Source organism: Flammeovirga aprica JL-4, assembly GCF_012844305.1.
GTDB classification, from domain to species: domain Bacteria; phylum Bacteroidota; class Bacteroidia; order Cytophagales; family Flammeovirgaceae; genus Flammeovirga; species Flammeovirga aprica.
This window is the reverse complement of sequence record NZ_JABANE010000013.1, coordinates 37,456-56,920: the sequence shown is the minus strand read 5'-3', so window position 1 is coordinate 56,920 and position 19,465 is coordinate 37,456. Positions and strand designations below refer to the sequence as shown.

The following is a 19,465-nucleotide window of genomic DNA, read 5'->3' as shown; positions in this document are numbered from 1 at the left end:
GGGAATCGGGAAGAGAATAGTTCAGTTTTCACCTCATCTTGTGGTGGGGTGTTTTAAATGAATTTATTGTATAAATAAAAATATATCAAATGTTAGGAGTGAACTTAAATATATGATTAGCAATGAGTAATAAAGCTTAAAGTACTAGAAGGAATTTTTTTAACGGTTCTAAAAAAACAATACTATTTCTCTTAATAACACCAAAATATGCGACTAAATTTCTGAGCATTTACTTAAAGCCAATATTTAATCAAGATTTTGTGGATATTATTTTACCCTCTACTGTTAGATAAGGGTATGCTAGTATAGTTTTCACCTCATTATTAAATTAGTGAGGTGTTTTTGTTTTTATAAGACTCTTATTGGATTATATGCGAAACGTTACATTCATTTTTAAGCATAAAAAAAGGACGATAAAATCGTCCTTAATCATAATGCTATGTGATGATGCTTAGCTTAATACAGCTTCTGCTAGAATTACTAGCTTGTTGTCAAGCATCTCGATAGTACCGCCGTCAACAGTGAAAGTAGTAAGGTCTTTACCGTTGGCGATACGAACATCACCTTTTGCTAAGCTTGAGATGATGTTGGCGTGTCTATCAAGCATTTCAAATTCCCCGTTGATACCAGGAACTTTCACACCTGTAGCTTCACCTTCAAAATATTTTTTATCAGGAGTAATTAATTCAACAAACATGATAAATAAATTTATTAAAGTAAATTATGTTTGAGAGGTAGAAGCAGTCAATGTGTACAACTTCCTACTCCCTAAATTAAAAACGGGAATCCGAGAAGATCCCAGACTCCCGTCTTTGAATATGATTAAGTTGATGAAGGAATTACTTCGCTTCAGCAAGCATTTTCTCACCTCTTTCTACAGCTTCCTCGATAGCACCTACGAACATGAAGGCTGCTTCTGGAAGATGATCCCACTTACCATCTAAGATTTCGTTGAAACCACGGATAGTATCTTTGATGTCTACGATTAGACCTGGGATACCTGAGAATTGTTCTGCTACGTGGAATGGCTGAGATAAGTAACGTTGAACTCTACGAGCTCTTGCTACTACTTGCTTATCCTCTTCAGAAAGTTCGTCCATACCAAGGATTGCAATGATATCTTGTAATTCCTTGTAACGTTGGATTGTTTCTTTTACACGTTGGGCAGTGTTGTAGTGTTCGTCTCCTAATACATCTGGAGATAAGATACGTGAAGATGACTCAAGTGGATCAACACCTGGGAAGATACCCATTGAAGTAATCTTACGTGATAATACTGTTTGTGCGTCTAAGTGGGCGAATGTTGTCGCTGGAGCTGGGTCAGTTAAGTCATCGGCAGGTACATATACCGCCTGTACGGATGTAATTGATCCTCTCTTAGTAGAAGTAATACGCTCTTGCATAGCACCCATTTCAGTAGCAAGCGTTGGTTGGTAACCTACGGCTGAAGGCATACGACCTAGAAGGGCTGATACCTCTGAACCTGCTTGAGTGAAACGGAAAATGTTGTCAACGAAGAATAAGATATCTCTACCTTCACCTTCACCGTCACCATCACGGAAATACTCTGCAATTGTAAGACCAGATAAAGCTACACGAGCACGAGCACCTGGAGGTTCGTTCATTTGACCGAATACCAATGTCGCTTGTGATTGAGCAAGCTCTTCTTCGTTTACTTTAGAAAGGTCCCATCCACCTTTCTCCATGTCTTCTTCGAATTCTTTACCGTATTTGATTACGCCTGATTCGATCATTTCACGAAGAAGGTCATTACCTTCACGAGTACGCTCACCAACACCAGCAAATACAGAAATACCTGAGTATACCTTTGCGATGTTGTTAATCAATTCCATGATCAATACTGTTTTACCTACACCGGCACCACCGAAAAGACCAATTTTACCACCTTTAGTATAAGGCTCTAATAAGTCAATTACTTTGATACCTGTATAAAGAACTTCTGTAGAAGTTGCTAATTGATCAAATGGAGGAGCAGACCTGTGAATAGGTAATGAAGTTTTACCTGAAGGTTGTTTCATTCCGTCAATAGCTTCACCTACAACGTTGAATAAACGACCTCTAACTTCTTCACCTGTAGGCATTGCAATAGCCTCGCCTGTATCAAGTACTTCAGCTCCACGCTGAAGACCTTCTGTACCGTCCATCGCTACTGTACGAACGCGTTCCTCGCCAAGGTGTTGTTGAACCTCCAAAATGATCTCCTGACCATTGGATTTCTTCACCTTCAAAGCATTGTAAATCGCAGGTAGCGTAGATCCTTCTGCTTCGAAGCTGACGTCAACTACTGGTCCAATGACTGTGGAAACTTTACCGATATTTGACATCTTGGTATTTATTATTATATCAATGAATTCAAACACAAGCTTCGAAGCAAGACTACTTCAAAGACTATTTTCAATGCAAAACTATAATACTATCTAATGATTCCAAAGATTATTGACATTTTAAGTGTAAGAATTGTATTTTAATTGCAAATTTTATGGTATACCGGTTGAAATTTTGAATTTGACTGCCTTTTTTACCAAATAGAGTTAATAGAATGGCGTATATCGAATCAAGATTAAAATTTATTAGGAATTTACACGTAAGTTTTAGTTCTTGTAGGCAGACTTTATTATAATTGATAACTATTGCTATAAAAACTTACATCGAATTAGGCATGATTTTTTAGGTTACTTTAGCAATCAACGCTCATTTTACGTTGTTTATTTAGATATACCATCGAAGTGTAACTTATGAACAACCCAAAATGACAACTTACTGTGTGAAAAATGAAGATTAAAAATACCTTTTATCTATTACTGGCATTTACCACTTTGAGTGTGAATGCATATGCCAACGATCCTCTTAACAAACCAAAAGTTTGGTCACTACTACAAGAAACACCAACGGATATGAGTTTGTGGGCTGCCTATGTCGGTAAGTCATGGGTTTGTATGAATATTGCTGAAAAGGAGAATATCAAAAGCTGGAAACAAATGCTTGGATCTTCAGCGCCTTTAGCACAAAACGAACAGCATATGAGGATTTCAGCTGAGCAACAGAAACAGCTTGAAACAGAGGTGCATGCAGCAGATGATGCTTTTTGGGAAGGAGAAGAGCTTCAAGAGCAAGTAACGGCAAACGAGATCTTACAAGAAAGACAAGAATTGAAGCAGCACTTTGAAGAAATGGAGCAGAAGATGGTGCAGACTCCTAGTGCTATCACACAGTTATCAAGAAATTTAAGAGAGAATTTTATCCTGATTGATGATGAATTCAGAATGGAGTTTGAATCATTAGGATTAGAATATACAGGGTATTGGGATAAGTATCCTGAAGGAAAATACAGCCCGGAAAAATGGGTGCATGAAAGAAATATTGAGTTGAAAAACCTTAAGAAACAACAGTTTGAGAAAATTAAATCGTCAATGTTGGCGTCTGTAGTTTCAACGGAAGGTAATACTGGACATTAATATAATAATGCATTAGAGTGTTAAAAGAAGAAACTTAAAAACTCTAATTCACTTAATTATTTACAAATATTTTAAGAAAAGCCTCATTACATCCCTTTTGTATTGAGGCTTTCCTTATATTTGATAAACTTAATCACTTATCAAAATTATTCATTGACGGAGAATGATTCAATTTTTTGGAAAAATATTAAATATCAAGGCGATACTGTTTTTAGGAATAGTAGCCTTCTTTTTACAGCCTAATGACATTTTAGCCCAGGGAGAGCAGAATACAATACAGTTTTCAGGTATTGTAGTGGAAGGAGATAGTTCTTATGGTGTTCCCGGAGCTCACGTTTATATCAAACAAGCGGGTAGAGGTACAGTTACCAATCATGCAGGTTTTTTCACTATGCCTACTCAAGTGGGTGATACAATTGTTGTCAGTTCAGTTGGATTTGCAAAACAGGAGATTGTAATTCCTAAAAGGGATGACCTTGGTTTTACGGTATTGATAGAAATGAGAGAAGAAGTTACAGAACTTCCACTTTTAGAGGTATTTCCATATCCAACCAAAGAGATTTTTGAAGAGGCATTTTTAGCTCTTGGAGAACAGAAAGATCAAAGAGTGGAAAATATGGAAAAAAATCTTAGTCAGGAAAAATTGACAATGATGTCCAATGCATTACCAATGGGTGCTAGTGGCAACTACAAATATTATATGAATTATAGGGCGGATCAGATTGCTACTCAGTATTTTATGGAAACAGCAAATCCTTTGTTGAATCCATTTGCTTGGGGTGATTTGATTAAATCCATCAAGAGGGGTGACTTTAAAAGAAAAGATTAACGTATTTTTATAGAGAAATAATATACCATAGGTACATTATTTGTCGTTTCTTTTTTGAGTACTAGGACAAAAGTAAACGGAGGATTTATGATTATCATTAATTTTCATCTAGTACTTCGCCGTAGATAAGGCGGTTATTATGCTTCATTATAGCGGTTGTATTGATGAACCAATAAAAATAGACGAGATAAATTCTGATCGTTTATCTTGTATTTCCTTTTCAATAAACTGAGAGTAATTGCTTACATGTAAGTAATTGCTACAAATTGAAACCATTAATAACTCGATTTTTTTTACTGCAGTTATACCAATTATCTCGAAAAATGAAAAAAGAGTAAAGTATCAATGGGCTTCTTTGATTTTTTTACAAGTGATCTAGCAATAGATCTTGGAACAGCTAACACGCTGATCCTCACCAAAGGCAAAATTGCGGTAGAAGAACCTTCTATCATTGCATTAGACAGACAATCTGGAAAAGTGATTGCTCTGGGAGCTAAAGCCATGCAGATGCATGAGAAAACACATGAGAATATTAAAACAATTCGTCCTCTTAAAGATGGTGTAATTGCTGATTTTCATGCTGCAGAACAAATGATCCGTGGCTTGATAAAGATGTCTGATGCTAAAAAACGATTTTTCACACCTTCCCACAGAATGGTAATCTGTATCCCTTCAGGAATTACAGAAGTAGAAAAAAGGGCTGTTCGTGACTCTGCCGAACATGCTGGAGCAAAAGAAGTGTACATGGTGCCGGAACCGATAGCGGCAGCAATTGGTATTGGTGTCAATATTGAAGAGCCGATGGGAAGCATGGTTGTTGATATTGGGGGTGGAACAACTGAGATTGCAGTGATTGCAATGTCAGGCATTGTATGTGATCAATCTGTTAGAACTGCCGGTGATGTTTTCAATAGAGATATTCTAGATTATATGCGTCGTCAACATAATCTACTTATTGGTGAACGATCAGCAGAGAAAATTAAATTTGAAGTTGGAGCCGCATTAGCAGAGCTTGATGATGCTCCAGAAGATTATGAAATCAGAGGTCGTGATTTATTGACAGGTATTCCGAAAGTAATCAATGTTTCTTATGCGGAAGTTGCTTTTGCTTTAGATAAATCCATCTCAAAAATAGAAGAAGCAATTCTGAGGGCATTAGAAACAGCTCCTCCAGAATTATCTGCCGACATCTATGACAGAGGTATTCACCTCACGGGTGGAGGAGCCTTGCTTAGAGGATTGGATAAAAGAATTTCACTGAAAACGAAGTTGCCGGTGCATGTGCCGGAAGATCCATTGAGAGCCGTTGTATTAGGAACGGGCCATGTCTTGAAAGAATTAAATAGGTACAAAGCCATTTTGATTACCTAATTAGATAAAAATAACGCAATAAGAATTGAAAGATTCCATTGCGTTTTTTTTTGTTCGGAACTTCATTTTAAATTGCATGATATTTAAGGGAGAGAAATAATTACGATAAGTACCAGATCAGTATTACTTAAGCTAAAAACCTTTTCTTTCTTATATTTTTTCTGGAGATAAGTACCAAGACAAAATAATTTAATTATTAACTATTTTTGGCTTAGTACTTAACATTTTTGATTGCCATTGTATGAGTCAATTATTTGCTATCATATTTAAATACCGAGTCTTTTTAGTGTTTATCCTTTTAGAGCTTGTTGCGGCAGCTTTGATTGTGAATAATAATACTTATCAGCGTTCGGTTATTCTGTCTTCTTCTAACACTGTAGTAGGAGGGATTTATAATACTACATCAAATATTGAGCAGTACTTCAACCTTACCGAGGTGAATGAAGACCTGTTGAATGAAAATGCACTTCTGAGAAAGCAGATTGAATTGAATCAAATAGTAGGGATTAATGATAGTACTGATCAGCAGGTGGTTCAAAAAGATGCTTTATCTCCTCTTTTCTATGGTATGAGTGATACTATTGCTTATGATTTTATCCCTGCAAGAGTGATCAACAACTCTGTTTATAGATCTGCCAATTATATCACCTTAAATAAAGGTAGAGAGGATGGAATTGTAGAGGGAATGGGAATCATGACAAAAGATGGTGTAGTAGGGCAAGTGAAATCAGTTTCAAACCACTTTGCTACATGTTATTCATTATTGCATAGAGATATGGCCGTTTCTTCAGAGTTGAAGAAGAATGGAGCACTTTGTACAGTAAAATGGAATACAGAGGATCCTACAAAGGCGTCAGCAAATTATTTACCGCTTCATCTTGATATTAATGTAGGTGATACGATTACAACATCAGGGTTCAATACTGTTTATCCAGAAGGTGTAATGTTGGGGGTAGTGACAGAAGCAGAAAAAACACCATCAGAGCGTTTTTGGTTAGTGACGATTGATGTATCTGTAGATTTCTCAAAACTGCATCACGTTTATGTTTCAAAGTCATTGTTCAGAGCAGAGAAAGATTCTCTGGAAGCGATGGATGAACAGTAAAATTTTTAGTAAGAGTCTTAAGGATCAAGAATAAATTATGGGAAGAGAAATATGGTTAAAACAAGTAGGTTTATTTTTAATCTACCTTTTTGTTCAAGTATTATTTTTTAGAAACCTTACTTTCTTTGATGGTAATGTGATGGTGTTTCCTTACGTTGCTTTTTTAGTATTGCTGCCATTTGGAGCCATGAATATGAGTATCCTGATCGTAGCGTTTTGTATGGGCTTTGTGATTGATATATTTTATGATTCCATCGGTATACACACTGCTTCTTGTGTTTTCTTAGCTTTTACAAGAACTCAAATTATGAGGTGGACTGCTCCAACGGGAGGATATGAACTATCAGAAGTGCCCACTTTAAATCAAATGGGTTTCGGTACTTTTTTAGTTTTTGTGATACCTCAAATTCTTATCCATCATATTGTTCTATTTGTAATAGAGGCAGGAAGCACATCTTTTATGCCTAAGGCGATTTTAAGAGGTGTTTTAAGTACAGTAGCTACATTAATGATAGTATTGGCTATTCAGTATCTATTTTATGGAAATGTAGGTAGAAGAAGACTTTGATTAAAAGCAATGGAATCTTGTGAAGAAGAAATTAAAATATAAAAGAGATGTTCCAGACATACTCCAAGAAAAAATGGTCATAAGTAATTGAAAACTTATGACCATTTTTTTATTTCAGAAACTTATGTCCTAGTACTTATAAGTGCTTCAAACGGATAATCAATTTATAGAAAATGGTAAAATTACTCCCACCATCAGTTTTAAATTATCTGCCGATTACACCAGACCCTATTAATTCATCCCCTTCATACCAAGAGACAAACTGACCTGCTGAGATACCAGATTGTTTGTTTTCAAAGACACAGTATAAACCATCTTCTTTTTGATAAAGAGTGACTTTTTCAAGAGGCTGACGGTATCTGATTCTAGCCATATATTCTCTAGTTTCACCAACTTCCATTCGCAAGTCTTCTCTGACCCAGTGAATTTCGTTTGATTCTACTTTCAAGCCTTGTCTATTCAGACCAGGATGTTCACTACCTTGACCAGTATAAATAGTATTTGTTTCTGTATCTGTTGCAATCACGAATAAAGGAAGCGGAGTTCCTCCAACACCTAAGCCTTTACGTTGACCGATAGTGTAATAATGTGCACCTTGGTGTTCCCCAACTTTTTTACCATATGTAGGCTTGTACGTATAAGGGATTGTTTCAAGCTCCAGTTTTTCAGCTTCAGAAGAGGCATTTTTGATAGATGCTTCTCTTTCCAGATAGATAGGGTGGTCAACAGGTACTTCTACGATGTTGCCCTCTTTTGGCATAAGCTGTTGTTTTAAGAAATCAGGAAGTTTTACCTTTCCAATAAAACAAAGACCTTGAGAGTCCTTCTTATTAGCTGTGATAAGATCTTGTTCAGCTGCTATAGCTCTTACTTCTGGTTTTGTTAGCTCACCAATTGGGAATAAAGCTTTAGAAAGCTGTTCTTGATTCAACTGAGATAGGAAATAGCTTTGATCTTTATTTCCATCAACACCTGCAAGTAAACGAAAGACTTCTTTACCATTTTCATCAATAAAAGAATCTTTTCTGCAGTAATGCCCCATGGCCACATAATCAGCACCAAGTGACATTGCAATATCCATAAAGACATCGAATTTCACTTCTCTGTTACATAATACATCTGGGTTGGGTGTTCTGCCTGCCTCGTATTCAGCAAACATATAGTCCACAATACGTTCTTTGTATTGTTCACTTAAATCTACACTTTGGAAAGGGATGTTTAACTTGTTTGCCACAAGCAATGCATCATTACTGTCATCAATCCACGGGCATTCACCTTGAATTGTTACACTTCCATCATGCCAATTGATCATGAAAAGACCAATTACATCATAACCTTGCTCTTTTAATAAATAAGCGGCTACGCTTGAGTCTACTCCTCCGGATAGACCTACTACTACTCTTTTTGCCATAAAATTAAAATGCTTACAGGGGGTTAAGTTCCCTTTTCACAAACAGATCAAATTTTTTTTATAAAAATCTGATTTTTTTTTTCAAAGATAGGAATATCTTTTTGATGTTGCACACGCTATTTATTATCAGATACTTAACACATCTGAATAACAGGCTGATATTCTTTTTGGAAATGTAAATCGCATTATATTTAATTTTGTTTAGGAATTTTTTTTATGATAAACTTGCGTGGTAATATAAAAACGTGCACCTTTGCATCGCTTTAAAACAAAAGGCCACCACAAAAAGCGGGTGTGGTGAAATTGGTAGACACGCTAGACTTAGGATCTAGTGCTTCACGGCGTGGGGGTTCGAGTCCCTCCACCCGCACTTAGAAAGGTTGATAGAAATATCAACCTTTTTTTTTATGCCCAAAATTTAGTAATCTTAAAAATAGAATATCCGTTTCTTCGTTATTCTTTATAATCAGAATAATTTCATCTATTCACTTAGAATGATTATTTTTCATAATCAGAGATAAATTCTATAAAAAGAAATAGTTCATACATCCACTATGTAATCATGGTACTTGAATTGCTTTAAAGTACTGCAATAGTAGGAGACATATAAAGTAGACTATGAGTGATCAATCATCAACTTCCAGAAATGTTGGTTTAAGATTAAATGATTTAAGTATTCGTGTTAAGGTTTTGCTTAACATGCTAATGATTGCAGTGCTTTCAAGTATTGCAGTAGGCTTTTTGGGGTATTACTCTGCTAAGAAATCGTTGGAAGAGGCCGTGTTCGATCAGTTGACTTCTGTAAGGGAAGTGAAAAGAAGAGCGTTGGAGTCTTTTATTGAGGATGCTAAAGAGCAGGTAAGTGTATTGGCACAAAGTAGAATGGTGGCTGATGCCGTGATGGAGCTTTCTCCTGCCTACTCCATCATGGATTTTTATTATTCTCCTGGTAAAATTACTTTGATGCGCAGAGACCTCAAGGAATTTTACAGAACAAGTGTGGATAGAAAGCTCGGTGATCAGGATCTTTTCTCAAAACAACTGACAAAGAGTACAGATGAGTTATCAGATAAGGCTGTAGTACTTCAGAACCTTTATATTGCCAACAATAAACATCCTATCGGTAAAAAAGAACTACTGAACAGGGCCAATGATAAGACGGCCTATTCAGATATTCACGAAAGATATCATTCTTCTTTTAGAAGATTTTTAATGGCTGATGGGTTCTCAGATATTTTATTGGTCAATGTACATACCTCAGAAGTAATTTATTCTGTGGCAAAAAATACAGATTTTGGATCAAGTTTGATGTCTGGGGTATTCAGGCAGTCAGCATTGGGACAGGCCTTTACATTGGCAAGAAACTCTATCCGTCCAAATATGGTGATCTTATCTGATTTTGTTTCTTATGAAGGTGCATACGGTGAATTGCAGTTGTTTTTCTCTGCTCCAGTATATGAGGAAGGAGAAAAGATCGCAGTACTTATCGCTACAATGCCTTTGTCTGCAGTAAATAAAATTATGACTGATGATGGTGATTGGGTGGAAGAAGGACTAGGGATAACAGGTGAAACCTATTTGGTAGGTAAAGATCAGTTGATGAGAAGTGATGCCCGTCTTTTTGAAGAGGAATCAGAAAAGTTTTATGAAGAATTATTGGACTTGAATGTTCCAGGAGAGGAAATCAATCAGATAAAGTCATTAAGAACTACCGTACTTTCTAAAACGGTAAAAACGGAGCCAATACTTGATGCCTTAAAAGGACACTCTGGCAATATGCTATCCAAGAACTATTTAGGGAAGCCTGCATTGAGTGCTTATTCTACTTTGAAGATAAGAGAGCTGCCGTGGATTATAATTGCTGAAATGCAAGAAGAGGAAGCTTTTGAGTCGATTGAAAGGCTGAAGTGGAATGTGGCATTGGCGACCTTGGTTATCTTCATTATTGGTGTAATTATCTCCAATGCTTATTCTACGAGTTTTACAAGACCGATTTATAAATTACAGGAAGCGATTGGTAAACTCTCTAAGGGAGATTTGTCCGCGTCAATTCCGGTGACTTCAGCAGATGAGATAGGACAGACTATTGAGTCTATGAATACCTTGATTGAACGTACAAGAGATACTTCAGATTTTGCTAGAGATATTGGTAAGGGGAACTTTGAGACCAAATTTGAGACCTATGGCAATAAAGATATTTTAGGTAATTCTTTGGTGAAAATGAGAGACCGCTTAAAAGAGGTTTCTATTGAAGATTACAGAAGACAATGGGTCAATGAAGGAATTACAAAGTTTGCAGATATCACAAGGCAGTATCTTGATAATGTAGATCAGCTGTATGAAGTTGTATTGAGAGAACTTGTTGATTATTTATCGGCCAATCAGGGAATGTTATTCTTGGTGGAAGATGATGAAATAGCTGATAAATCATTCTTACAGTTAAAGGCATGTTATGCTTTTGATAGACAAAAGTATCTTGATAAAAAGATTGGGTTTGGTGAAGGCTTGGCAGGGCGTTGCTGGCAGGAAAATGAATCATTGTTTATTGATGATGTTCCTGAAGGCTATTCTAAGATAGTAACAGGTCTGGGACTAGCATCTCCCAAAAGTATTTTGATTGTACCGCTGAAATTCAATGAGCAGGCCTTGGGAGTTATTGAAGTGGCTTCTTTTGATGTATTTGAAAGATATATGATTGAGTTTGTGGAAAGGATTTCAGAAAATATTGCGTCAGCGATTACCTCTGCAAAACACAATACAAGAACTGCTCATCTGCTTTCTGATGCGCAGAAGTTGACGCAGGAGTTGAGAACGAGAGAGGAAGAGATGCTTCAGAATACAGAAGAGCTTCAGACTACGCAGGAGGAAATGGCAAGAAGGCAATATGAATTGGAAGAGGTGAGAAAAGAATTGAAGAAAGAAATCGCCTTGAAAGACGAACAGATTCTATTCTATAAATCTCAACTAGGAGAAAAAGGAGATGATCTGTCTTCAGAAGTTGAAAAGGTTTAGTCTTCAATAAGCATAAATAAAAAATCCATTGCAGATTTCGGTTTGCAATGGATTTTTTTATTCCATGTTTGGAAAATATACTTTAGAAGTAAAAATCTTCTGAATTTATTTCCAGAATCTTAGAATACCCATTTCTATGCTCAAGAAAAATAGAGCTAGAAGTAAGAAGATTCTCCAAAGTGGCTGTGCAACGTTGTCTTCTAGAAAGACTTGCTTGAAAGTATCAGCTTTGATGTTGCTGTATAGTTTCACGTTTTTGATGTCTTTGAATTTCTCTTGTAAAGCATCTGTAGAATAGCTTTCAAGTTTTGATTCCAGTATATCATAATTGAAAGCGATATAACCGATGATGGCATCATTCTCAGTGCTCTTGATCGCATAGCAACCTGCTTCCATATCCTCATTCGGTAGTTTTAATGTCAGAATATCAGCATTGACTTTTTGAGTAGGGATAATTTCAAGTTCTCCTTTCTGCAGTTTGTACATGCTTCCTTTCTGAAGTCCATCCAAACGGATGCGGATATTTTTCTCTCCAAAATTAAATGATAATTGATCAGACTGCGTTTTACTCAAAATAGCCATTCTGTACATGACCGGTACAAACAAGGCGTGTTTTCCAAAGTTGGAGTATTTAGGATCAAGCGGTACAGAACTGAAATAGATATTCTGAAGAGCATTTTCCTGTACTGACAAGAAGCTCTGACTGTTTTTGTAGCTCAATAATGTATGTACCCCTCTGCCGTTCCATTGGTAATTAGAAATACCTTCAGGCATGCTCATATTTTTGATTCTCTTTTCAAATACATTGGCAAAGAAAGGGTCCTTTTTAGGAGGAGGAGTTGTACCGATAAATTGACTGCTTGCTGAGATATTATTTTTAGAAATCAATACACCAAAAGCGGCTGAATAACTATCGATATCCATATTTGGAGGTGGGAACACTGCTATATTCGTTCCATTACGTATAGCATTAGTGATGACCTCGTTTAATGATTCATTGATAGACTCTACATAATCCAGAATCAATAAGTCAGCACCGTTTGTAGCTGAATAATCAATGGAGTTGGATCTGAAAGAAGTTGCATTTAAGAAAGGCTCACTTTTATAAACCGTAGACAGGTACTTTCTAGGGTTATCCGATATGATAGCAATATTGATATTAGGCGAGACATTCAAAATGAAATAATGATCATTGTCAAAATCAACAGGGTAGTCATCAATACTCACTCTGCATCTTTTTGAACCTGCATTGCTGATTGCAAATGCCATCTCAATGGTTTTGGTTTCATTTTCTTCCAATGAAATATTAGCATTAGAGGATTGTACGTCTTCGATATATAATTTCAGATCTCTGTCTTTTACTTCTCCTTTACCGAGGTTTGAGACTTTGACAAAGAGTTTATTATTTTCTTTTTCTTTTAAGAAAGGTTTTTCTAGCCAAACAGAGTCAATACGCAGGTTTTCGGTTTTATCGGCCTGTAATGGAATCAGGTGGTAAGTAGTAGAAGTATCAAAATCAAACTGTTCGAATTCCTGATTCGTGGATTTTTGAAAATCAGAAATGATAAAGATCTGTTTATTATCACCCATTTTTTCTCGCACAAAAGCATCCTGACTGAAGGTGTTGATTTCATCTAAACCTCTAGTAAAGTTAGAATAAGTCAAACTGATGATTTCTTCCTCCGTTCGATCCTGATTTTTAAAATATCTGGAACTTCCTGTAAAGCGGTTATCAATAATCTGATAATTATAACCCACAGGGAAAATACCAGGGATATTTCGGCCAATATCTTTACCAGCATCAAGAAGCGTTTTGCCATTGCGTTCGCTTTGCATACTGAATGAGTTATCAATATAAATACTGATTTTCCCGGTGTCGCCTTTCAACAGTGTGCTTCCATCTTCTTTAGGTATGTAAGGGCGTGCGAAGGTCAGAATTGCCAGAAGTATAAAAGCCATTCGGGCAATCATCACCAATATCTTTTTCAAACGGTCCTGTGCATTGGACATTTCCTTGACGGTTTGAAGAAAAGCTACATTGGTGAACTTCACTTCAGACGACCTCTGGAAATTAAAAAGGTGAATAATCAGTGGCACTGCAACCAAAGGCAGGGCATATAAAAAAACAGGGTTTACGAAGTTCATAGAAAATCTAGACTTATAGCGATACTTTGAGGTACAAAAGAGTACTTCTATTTATCTAATTTCATCATTTTTGTGAAAAATATACTAGTAAGATACAATGAAAGAATAGGACTTTTTACACTTAGAAGGATTTAATTATATTTGTGCCGAGTTAAATCGGAAATAAAATAGAAAATAATCTTCCCTCGAGGTTTTTTTTATCTATTTTCATAGTATATTTTTTGAATCACATTCTAAACTAATAAATAAAGTGAAGAAGTTATTAATCGTAGTAGGTATCATTGCTACAATGATTGCATGTCAGCAACCTCAACCTGTTCAAACAGCAGCACCTGAAGGAGCTACAACAAAAATCGCTTATATCAACAACGATACTTTATCGGTTTACTATAAGTATGGAGAGGATCAGTACAAAGATTTCCAAGCGAAAGTAGAGAAGAGCCAAAAGCAATTGCAGACACGTGCAATGAAATTGCAGAAAGAGGCGGAAAACTTTGAAAAAAGAGCTAGAGCGGGTTTAATGTCACAAAATGACATCCGTAAGAAGCAAGAGGAGTTAGCGATCAAACAACAAGAAATTCAAATTGCTCAGCAATCACAAGCACAAGGTTTAGCTGCTGAAGAGGCTGCAATCCAAGCTGAAGTACGTAAGAGAGTAAAAGAATTTTTAGATGCTTACTCTGCAGATAAAAACTACAGTATTATATTAGGTTATAGCGATGGCGTTACGTCTACTGTAATCTGGTCAACACCAAACGTAGAAGACATCACTCAAGCTGTTATCGATGGTTTGAATGCAAAATATGAAGAGGAATTAGTTGCTGCGACTTCTGAAGAGAAAGGAACGAAGTAATTTAAAATTTCTATAAGTACTTAAGGTACCTTCAAGTACTTCTGAATCCACAATAGTTGTTAGGCTGTTGTGGATTTTTTTTACTTTAAAATGTTAGCGTTGTACATTTGTGGTAACAAATTTATTATACAAGATGAGCGATAAAAAACCTACCTTTTTTGAAGGATTCAAAGAGCCATTTGAGATGGTCAATAAATTAAGAATTGTATTTTATTCTTTGGCGAGCCTTTCTGTTCCTTTTTTCACTATTTGGTATCTTCAAGATAAAAACGAAGAATTGGAAGGAGTTATAGCTCCTCTAGGAAAAGTCTTTTCAGGTATTGTGGCATTGATTGCAGTAGCAGTAGCAGTTGTCGTTTATATGCAGTATCAAAAGAAACTAAAGGTGATCAGAAAAGAAGATTCATTGCCTTACAGACTTACGATGTTGTTGAAAGCACAATCTTTTAAATTTATACCTTTGGCTGTAGCACCTGTAGTGACAGTGGTATTGTATAGATTGACACTAGAGCCTTTGATGATGGGTGTATACTTATTCTCATTGATACTGTTAGCAATGAGCAACCCAACAGTGCATACCGTTATCTCTGATTTGAGATTGAATAAAAGAGACAAAGAAATAATGCTTCAGAATATTCCTTTTGAAGAGACAGACATGAAATTATAATCCTAACCCTTATTAACCCTAATCTTATGACTGAAGAAGATTTTAAATTACTGATCGATTTTCATGTAAAAGCAGAAAGACAAGGTCCTGGAAGTGATGCTGAAACAGAGAAAGCATTGTCATTTACAGCTTTTGATGGAATTGAAAAGTTAAAAGTAGCAGATATCGGATGTGGTTCTGGTGCTCAAACTTTCGCCTTGGCCAATGCCTTGGTAAATGCAGAGATCACCGCGGTAGATTTATTTTCTGAATTTTTGATGCAGTTAAATTTAAAAGCTGTTCAAAATAATTTTGACGATAGAATCAAAACGTTGAAAGAATCGATGGATCAGCTGTCTTTTCGAGAAGAGGAGTTTGATTTGATTTGGTCAGAAGGTGCGATTTATAATATTGGGTTTAAAAAAGGGCTGGAAGAGTGGAAAAAATACCTTAAGACTGGAGGTTATATTGCGGTGAGTGAAATCACTTGGTTGACAGGTACACGCCCTTCAGAAATTGAGGAATATTGGAATGCTGCTTATCCAGAAATTGATACTGCTTCTAACAAAATGAAAACAATGGAAGAATTAGGGTATCAACCTGTGGGGTATTTTCCTTTGAAACAGGAGAGCTGGCTGAAAAATTATTACGGCCCTATGGAAGATCGTTTTGCTTCTTTTTTAGAAGATAATGATCATTCAGAGAAAGCTAAAAATCTAGTTGAACAGGAAAAAGGAGAGATTCAGATGTATCAAAAATTCAAAGACTATTACAGTTATGGCTTTTATATTGCCAAGAAAGTCTGATCTTTAAAAATAATAGTGTCTAAACACAAAAAAGCACGTTTTCTTCACTGAAAACGTGCTTTTTATTTGAAGTGATAATTGAATTGGTTAGTGACACAAATATAAAGCTAATGTATACTAAATGCAAATAATTATCAACATAGTGCAATAATAAGTGAATTGTTTTGTGTTCCTATTAAATAACAAAATATTCATTCATTTATTTTGCACTTATGGAATTTCCGTAAAATATTATTTTACAAATATCGCAGTAAAGGAGAAATCTGTTATATATGATTCGGAAAATTGTAGTGTGCTGATCCACATTATTTAAGCTCTTCCTTTAGGTATTTTGCAGTGTGACTCTTCTTGTTTTTGATCACTTTTTCAGGAGTTCCCGTTACCACTACAGTTCCACCTTCAGCACCGCCTTCTGGGCCGATATCAATGATATGATCAGCCACCTTAATTACATCTAAATTATGCTCAATAATAAGTACCGTATTTCCTTTGTCAACTAACTTGTGAAGTACATCTAAAAGGTGTTGAATATCTTCAAAATGAAGGCCTGTTGTAGGTTCATCTAAAATGTAGAAAGTTTTACCCGTATCTCTCTTCGAAAGTTCTGTGGCGAGTTTTACACGTTGTGCTTCACCGCCTGAAAGTGTAGTAGCGTGTTGCCCTAATGTTATATATCCTAAGCCAACATCTTTCAAAGCAGATAGCTTTCTCATGATTTTTGGATGAGCTTCGAAAAACTCTACCGCTTGATTAACGGTCATGTCCAATACATCAGAAATTGATTTTCCTTTGAATCTGATTTCCAATGTTTCACGGTTATAACGCTTGCCTTTGCATTCTTCACAAACTACATAAACATCAGGAAGGAAGTCCATTTCGATCAACTTCTTACCACCACCTTGACAGTTTTCACAACGACCACCTTTTACATTAAATGAGAAACGGCCTGGCTTGTATCCTCTGATTTTTGATTCAGGAAGATGAGTAAACAATGATCTGATCTCAGAGAACATATCCGTATAAGTGGCAGGGTTGGAACGAGGAGTTCTACCAATTGGCGATTGATCTACCTCAATAACCTTATCAATAAAGTCTAGTCCATCTATACTTTTATATGCTTTAGGAGCCCTTTTAGAACGATATATCTTTTGATTAAGAATTGGATATAAGGTATCGTGAATCAAAGTAGATTTTCCAGAACCTGAAACGCCTGATACGACAATCATTTTACCCAATGGGAAAGAAACATCAACATTTTTCAGGTTGTTGCCAGAAGCACCTTTTAATTCTATTGATCTTCCATTACCATCTCTTCTCTTTTTAGGAATTTCAATCTGGAGTTTTTCACTCAAGAAATCAGCTGTTGCACTTCCTTGCTTCAAGAAGGCATCTGGATTTCCTGCCGCCACTACATTTCCTCCATAAAGCCCTGCTTTCGGGCCAATATCAAGAATGTAATCAGAGGCCAACATCATGTCTTTATCATGCTCCACTACAATGACTGAGTTACCTAAATCTCTTAAATCTTGTAGTGATTTGATCAACTTGACATTATCACGCTGATGTAAACCGATGCTCGGTTCATCCAATATATAAAGTACACCTACGAGTTGTGTTCCGATTTGCGTTGCTAAACGAATACGTTGTGCTTCACCACCCGAAAGTGTTCTCAATGATCTATTTAAAGTCAGATAATCGAGACCTACATTGATCAAAAACTGTGTTCTCTTTCTTAGTTCCTTGAGAATTTCAGAGCCAATTGTTTTTTGACGTTCCGTAAGGTCGTCATCCACATTATTGATCCATTGCCCAAATGTTTTGATGTCCATTTCAGCCAGATCAGCAATGTTTTTATCTGCAATCTTAAAATGTAAAGATTCTTTTTTGAGTCTTGCACCATTACAAGTAGGGCAAGTTTTGACGATTGTAAATTCCTCCGCCCAGTTTTTTACTTTTTCAGAACTGCTTTTCGCATGTCTTTTCAAGAAAGGAATTACCCCTTCAAATTGAGTTACCCAAGCAGAATCATATTTCGACTCCTTGGCAGTCAATACTTCAATTTCTTCATCAGAACCATGAAGTACAATCTCAATCATTTCATCACTCAACTCATTGATAGGAGTCGAAAGCGTATATCCTTTTTGCTTCAAGTGTTGCTCGATCATCTTGAAAATATAGATATCTCTATATTCCCCTAATGGAACAATACCACCCGCAAAAATACTTTTCGAAGGGTCTGGAATAACGGCTTCTTTTGTGATTTCCTCAATCTCACCCAAACCATTACATGTCTGACATGCTCCGTAAGGAGAGTTGAAAGAGAACATATTTGGAGCAGGTTCATCATATGAGATACCCGACTTTGGATCCATCAAGAATTTGGAGAAGAACTTTACTTGTTCCTTTGCAGGTGCATCAGGGAAAACCGTCATCATGATTCCCTTACCTTCTTTCATCGCCGTTTTCAGTGATTGCGTAATTCTGAAAATATCTTTCTCAGCTACTTTCACTCTGTCCACCACTACTTCTATATCGTGGGTCTTATAACGGTCGACCTGCATTTTTGGCACTAAGTCCAAAATTTCACCATCCACACGCACTTTGCTGTAGCCTTGCTTTCGAAGCTGAACGAAAAGTTCTCTATAATGACCTTTACGACCTTTGATCACAGGAGCAAGAATAATCATTTTGTGACCGTCATAATGACTCATGATCCACTCAATGATTTGATCTTCCGTTTGCTTAATCATTTTCTCACCTGTTACATAAGAAAAAGCATCAGCCGTACGAGCATAAAGCAGACGAAGGAAATCGTAAATCTCCGTTGTTGTACCTACAGTCGATCTAGGGTTTCTTGAAGTTGTTTTCTGTTCAATAGAAATTACAGGACTTAAACCTTCAATTTTATCTACGTCCGGACGTTCCATATTTCCAATAAAAGAACGAGCGTAGGCAGAAAAAGACTCCATATATCTTCTTTGTCCTTCTGCGTAGATAGTATCGAATGCTAAAGACGATTTTCCACTACCTGAAACGCCAGTGATCACCACTAGACTATTTCTAGGAAATTTTAAATCAAAGTTTTTAAGATTATTCTCTCTTGCCCCGTAAATGGCAATTTCTTCCTCGATGTATGCTTCTGAGTGTTTCTCCAAAGTGTTTGAAATGATGATGAAATAACAAATTCAGTCCTTAAAAATAATGGAAATAGTCTACATTATTTTCTTTTTTTTGAAATAAGTA

At 36.2% G+C, this 19,465-nt stretch carries 14 protein-coding genes and 1 tRNA gene; 10 read left to right on the top strand and 5 right to left on the bottom strand.

Annotated features, from left to right (window positions below; translation table 11 throughout):
- Window positions 1-451: 451 nt before the first annotated feature.
- Together HHU12_RS06770 and atpD are read right to left on the bottom strand one after the other, a co-directional pair.
- Window positions 452-697, bottom strand: a complete 246-nt coding sequence (locus HHU12_RS06770; RefSeq protein WP_062618918.1) for a F0F1 ATP synthase subunit epsilon — start codon at window positions 695-697, stop codon at window positions 452-454.
- A 142-nt stretch (window positions 698-839) separates the two neighbouring features.
- Window positions 840-2,345, bottom strand: coding sequence for a F0F1 ATP synthase subunit beta (atpD, locus tag HHU12_RS06765; protein WP_062618916.1), 1,506 nt, complete (start codon window positions 2,343-2,345; stop codon window positions 840-842).
- A 447-nt stretch (window positions 2,346-2,792) separates the two neighbouring features.
- Between atpD and HHU12_RS06760 the strand changes: the two genes are divergently transcribed.
- The 5 genes from HHU12_RS06760 to HHU12_RS06740 all read left to right on the top strand — a co-directional run bounded on the left by HHU12_RS06760 (window position 2,793) and on the right by HHU12_RS06740 (window position 7,349).
- Window positions 2,793-3,476, top strand: coding sequence for a hypothetical protein (locus HHU12_RS06760; RefSeq protein WP_169655995.1), 684 nt, complete (start codon window positions 2,793-2,795; stop codon window positions 3,474-3,476).
- Window positions 3,477-3,639: 163 nt separating this feature from the next.
- On the top strand, window positions 3,640-4,305 hold the full coding sequence (locus HHU12_RS06755; RefSeq protein ID WP_169655994.1) for a carboxypeptidase-like regulatory domain-containing protein: 666 nt from the start codon (window positions 3,640-3,642) through the stop codon (window positions 4,303-4,305).
- A gap of 345 nt (window positions 4,306-4,650) precedes the next feature.
- The gene (locus HHU12_RS06750; RefSeq protein WP_169655993.1) at window positions 4,651-5,676 is read left to right on the top strand and encodes a rod shape-determining protein; all 1,026 of its coding nucleotides are present in this window, start codon (window positions 4,651-4,653) and stop codon (window positions 5,674-5,676) included.
- A gap of 241 nt (window positions 5,677-5,917) precedes the next feature.
- The gene (gene mreC, locus HHU12_RS06745) at window positions 5,918-6,781 is read left to right on the top strand and encodes a rod shape-determining protein MreC (protein WP_169655992.1); all 864 of its coding nucleotides are present in this window, start codon (window positions 5,918-5,920) and stop codon (window positions 6,779-6,781) included.
- Window positions 6,782-6,818: 37 nt separating this feature from the next.
- Window positions 6,819-7,349 carry a rod shape-determining protein MreD gene (locus HHU12_RS06740; protein ID WP_169655991.1) on the top strand — a complete coding sequence of 177 codons (531 nt, stop codon included), beginning with the start codon at window positions 6,819-6,821 and terminating at the stop codon, window positions 7,347-7,349.
- 205 nt (window positions 7,350-7,554) lie between these two features.
- On the opposite strand, the gene mnmA is transcribed toward HHU12_RS06740, so the two are convergent.
- Window positions 7,555-8,760: a tRNA 2-thiouridine(34) synthase MnmA gene (mnmA, locus tag HHU12_RS06735; protein ID WP_169655990.1), complete on the bottom strand. Its 1,206-nt coding sequence runs from the start codon at window positions 8,758-8,760 to the stop codon at window positions 7,555-7,557.
- Between the two features lie 288 nt (window positions 8,761-9,048).
- Between mnmA and HHU12_RS06730 the strand changes: the two genes are divergently transcribed.
- Together HHU12_RS06730 and HHU12_RS06725 are read left to right on the top strand one after the other, a co-directional pair.
- Window positions 9,049-9,130 (top strand) — tRNA-Leu (locus HHU12_RS06730).
- A 248-nt stretch (window positions 9,131-9,378) separates the two neighbouring features.
- Window positions 9,379-11,772 (top strand): GAF domain-containing protein, encoded by a 2,394-nt coding sequence (locus HHU12_RS06725; protein ID WP_169655989.1) that lies wholly within the window; start codon window positions 9,379-9,381, stop codon window positions 11,770-11,772.
- A gap of 105 nt (window positions 11,773-11,877) precedes the next feature.
- On the opposite strand, the gene HHU12_RS06720 is transcribed toward HHU12_RS06725, so the two are convergent.
- On the bottom strand, window positions 11,878-13,917 hold the full coding sequence (locus HHU12_RS06720) for a BatA domain-containing protein (RefSeq protein WP_169655988.1): 2,040 nt from the start codon (window positions 13,915-13,917) through the stop codon (window positions 11,878-11,880).
- Between the two features lie 250 nt (window positions 13,918-14,167).
- Here HHU12_RS06720 and HHU12_RS06715 point away from each other — a divergent pair, with 250 nt between their 5' ends.
- The 3 genes from HHU12_RS06715 to HHU12_RS06705 all read left to right on the top strand — a co-directional run bounded on the left by HHU12_RS06715 (window position 14,168) and on the right by HHU12_RS06705 (window position 16,222).
- Window positions 14,168-14,770: an OmpH family outer membrane protein gene (locus HHU12_RS06715; protein WP_169655987.1), complete on the top strand. Its 603-nt coding sequence runs from the start codon at window positions 14,168-14,170 to the stop codon at window positions 14,768-14,770.
- Window positions 14,771-14,903: 133 nt separating this feature from the next.
- Window positions 14,904-15,437 carry a hypothetical protein gene (locus tag HHU12_RS06710; protein WP_169655986.1) on the top strand — a complete coding sequence of 178 codons (534 nt, stop codon included), beginning with the start codon at window positions 14,904-14,906 and terminating at the stop codon, window positions 15,435-15,437.
- Window positions 15,438-15,463: 26 nt separating this feature from the next.
- Entirely contained in the window at window positions 15,464-16,222 is a 759-nt protein-coding gene (locus HHU12_RS06705; protein WP_169655985.1) for a class I SAM-dependent methyltransferase, read from the top strand.
- A gap of 305 nt (window positions 16,223-16,527) precedes the next feature.
- Here HHU12_RS06705 and uvrA read toward each other — a convergent pair whose 3' ends face one another.
- Window positions 16,528-19,377: an excinuclease ABC subunit UvrA gene (gene uvrA, locus HHU12_RS06700; RefSeq protein WP_205959801.1), complete on the bottom strand. Its 2,850-nt coding sequence runs from the start codon at window positions 19,375-19,377 to the stop codon at window positions 16,528-16,530.
- Between the last annotated feature and the right edge of the window lie 88 nt (window positions 19,378-19,465).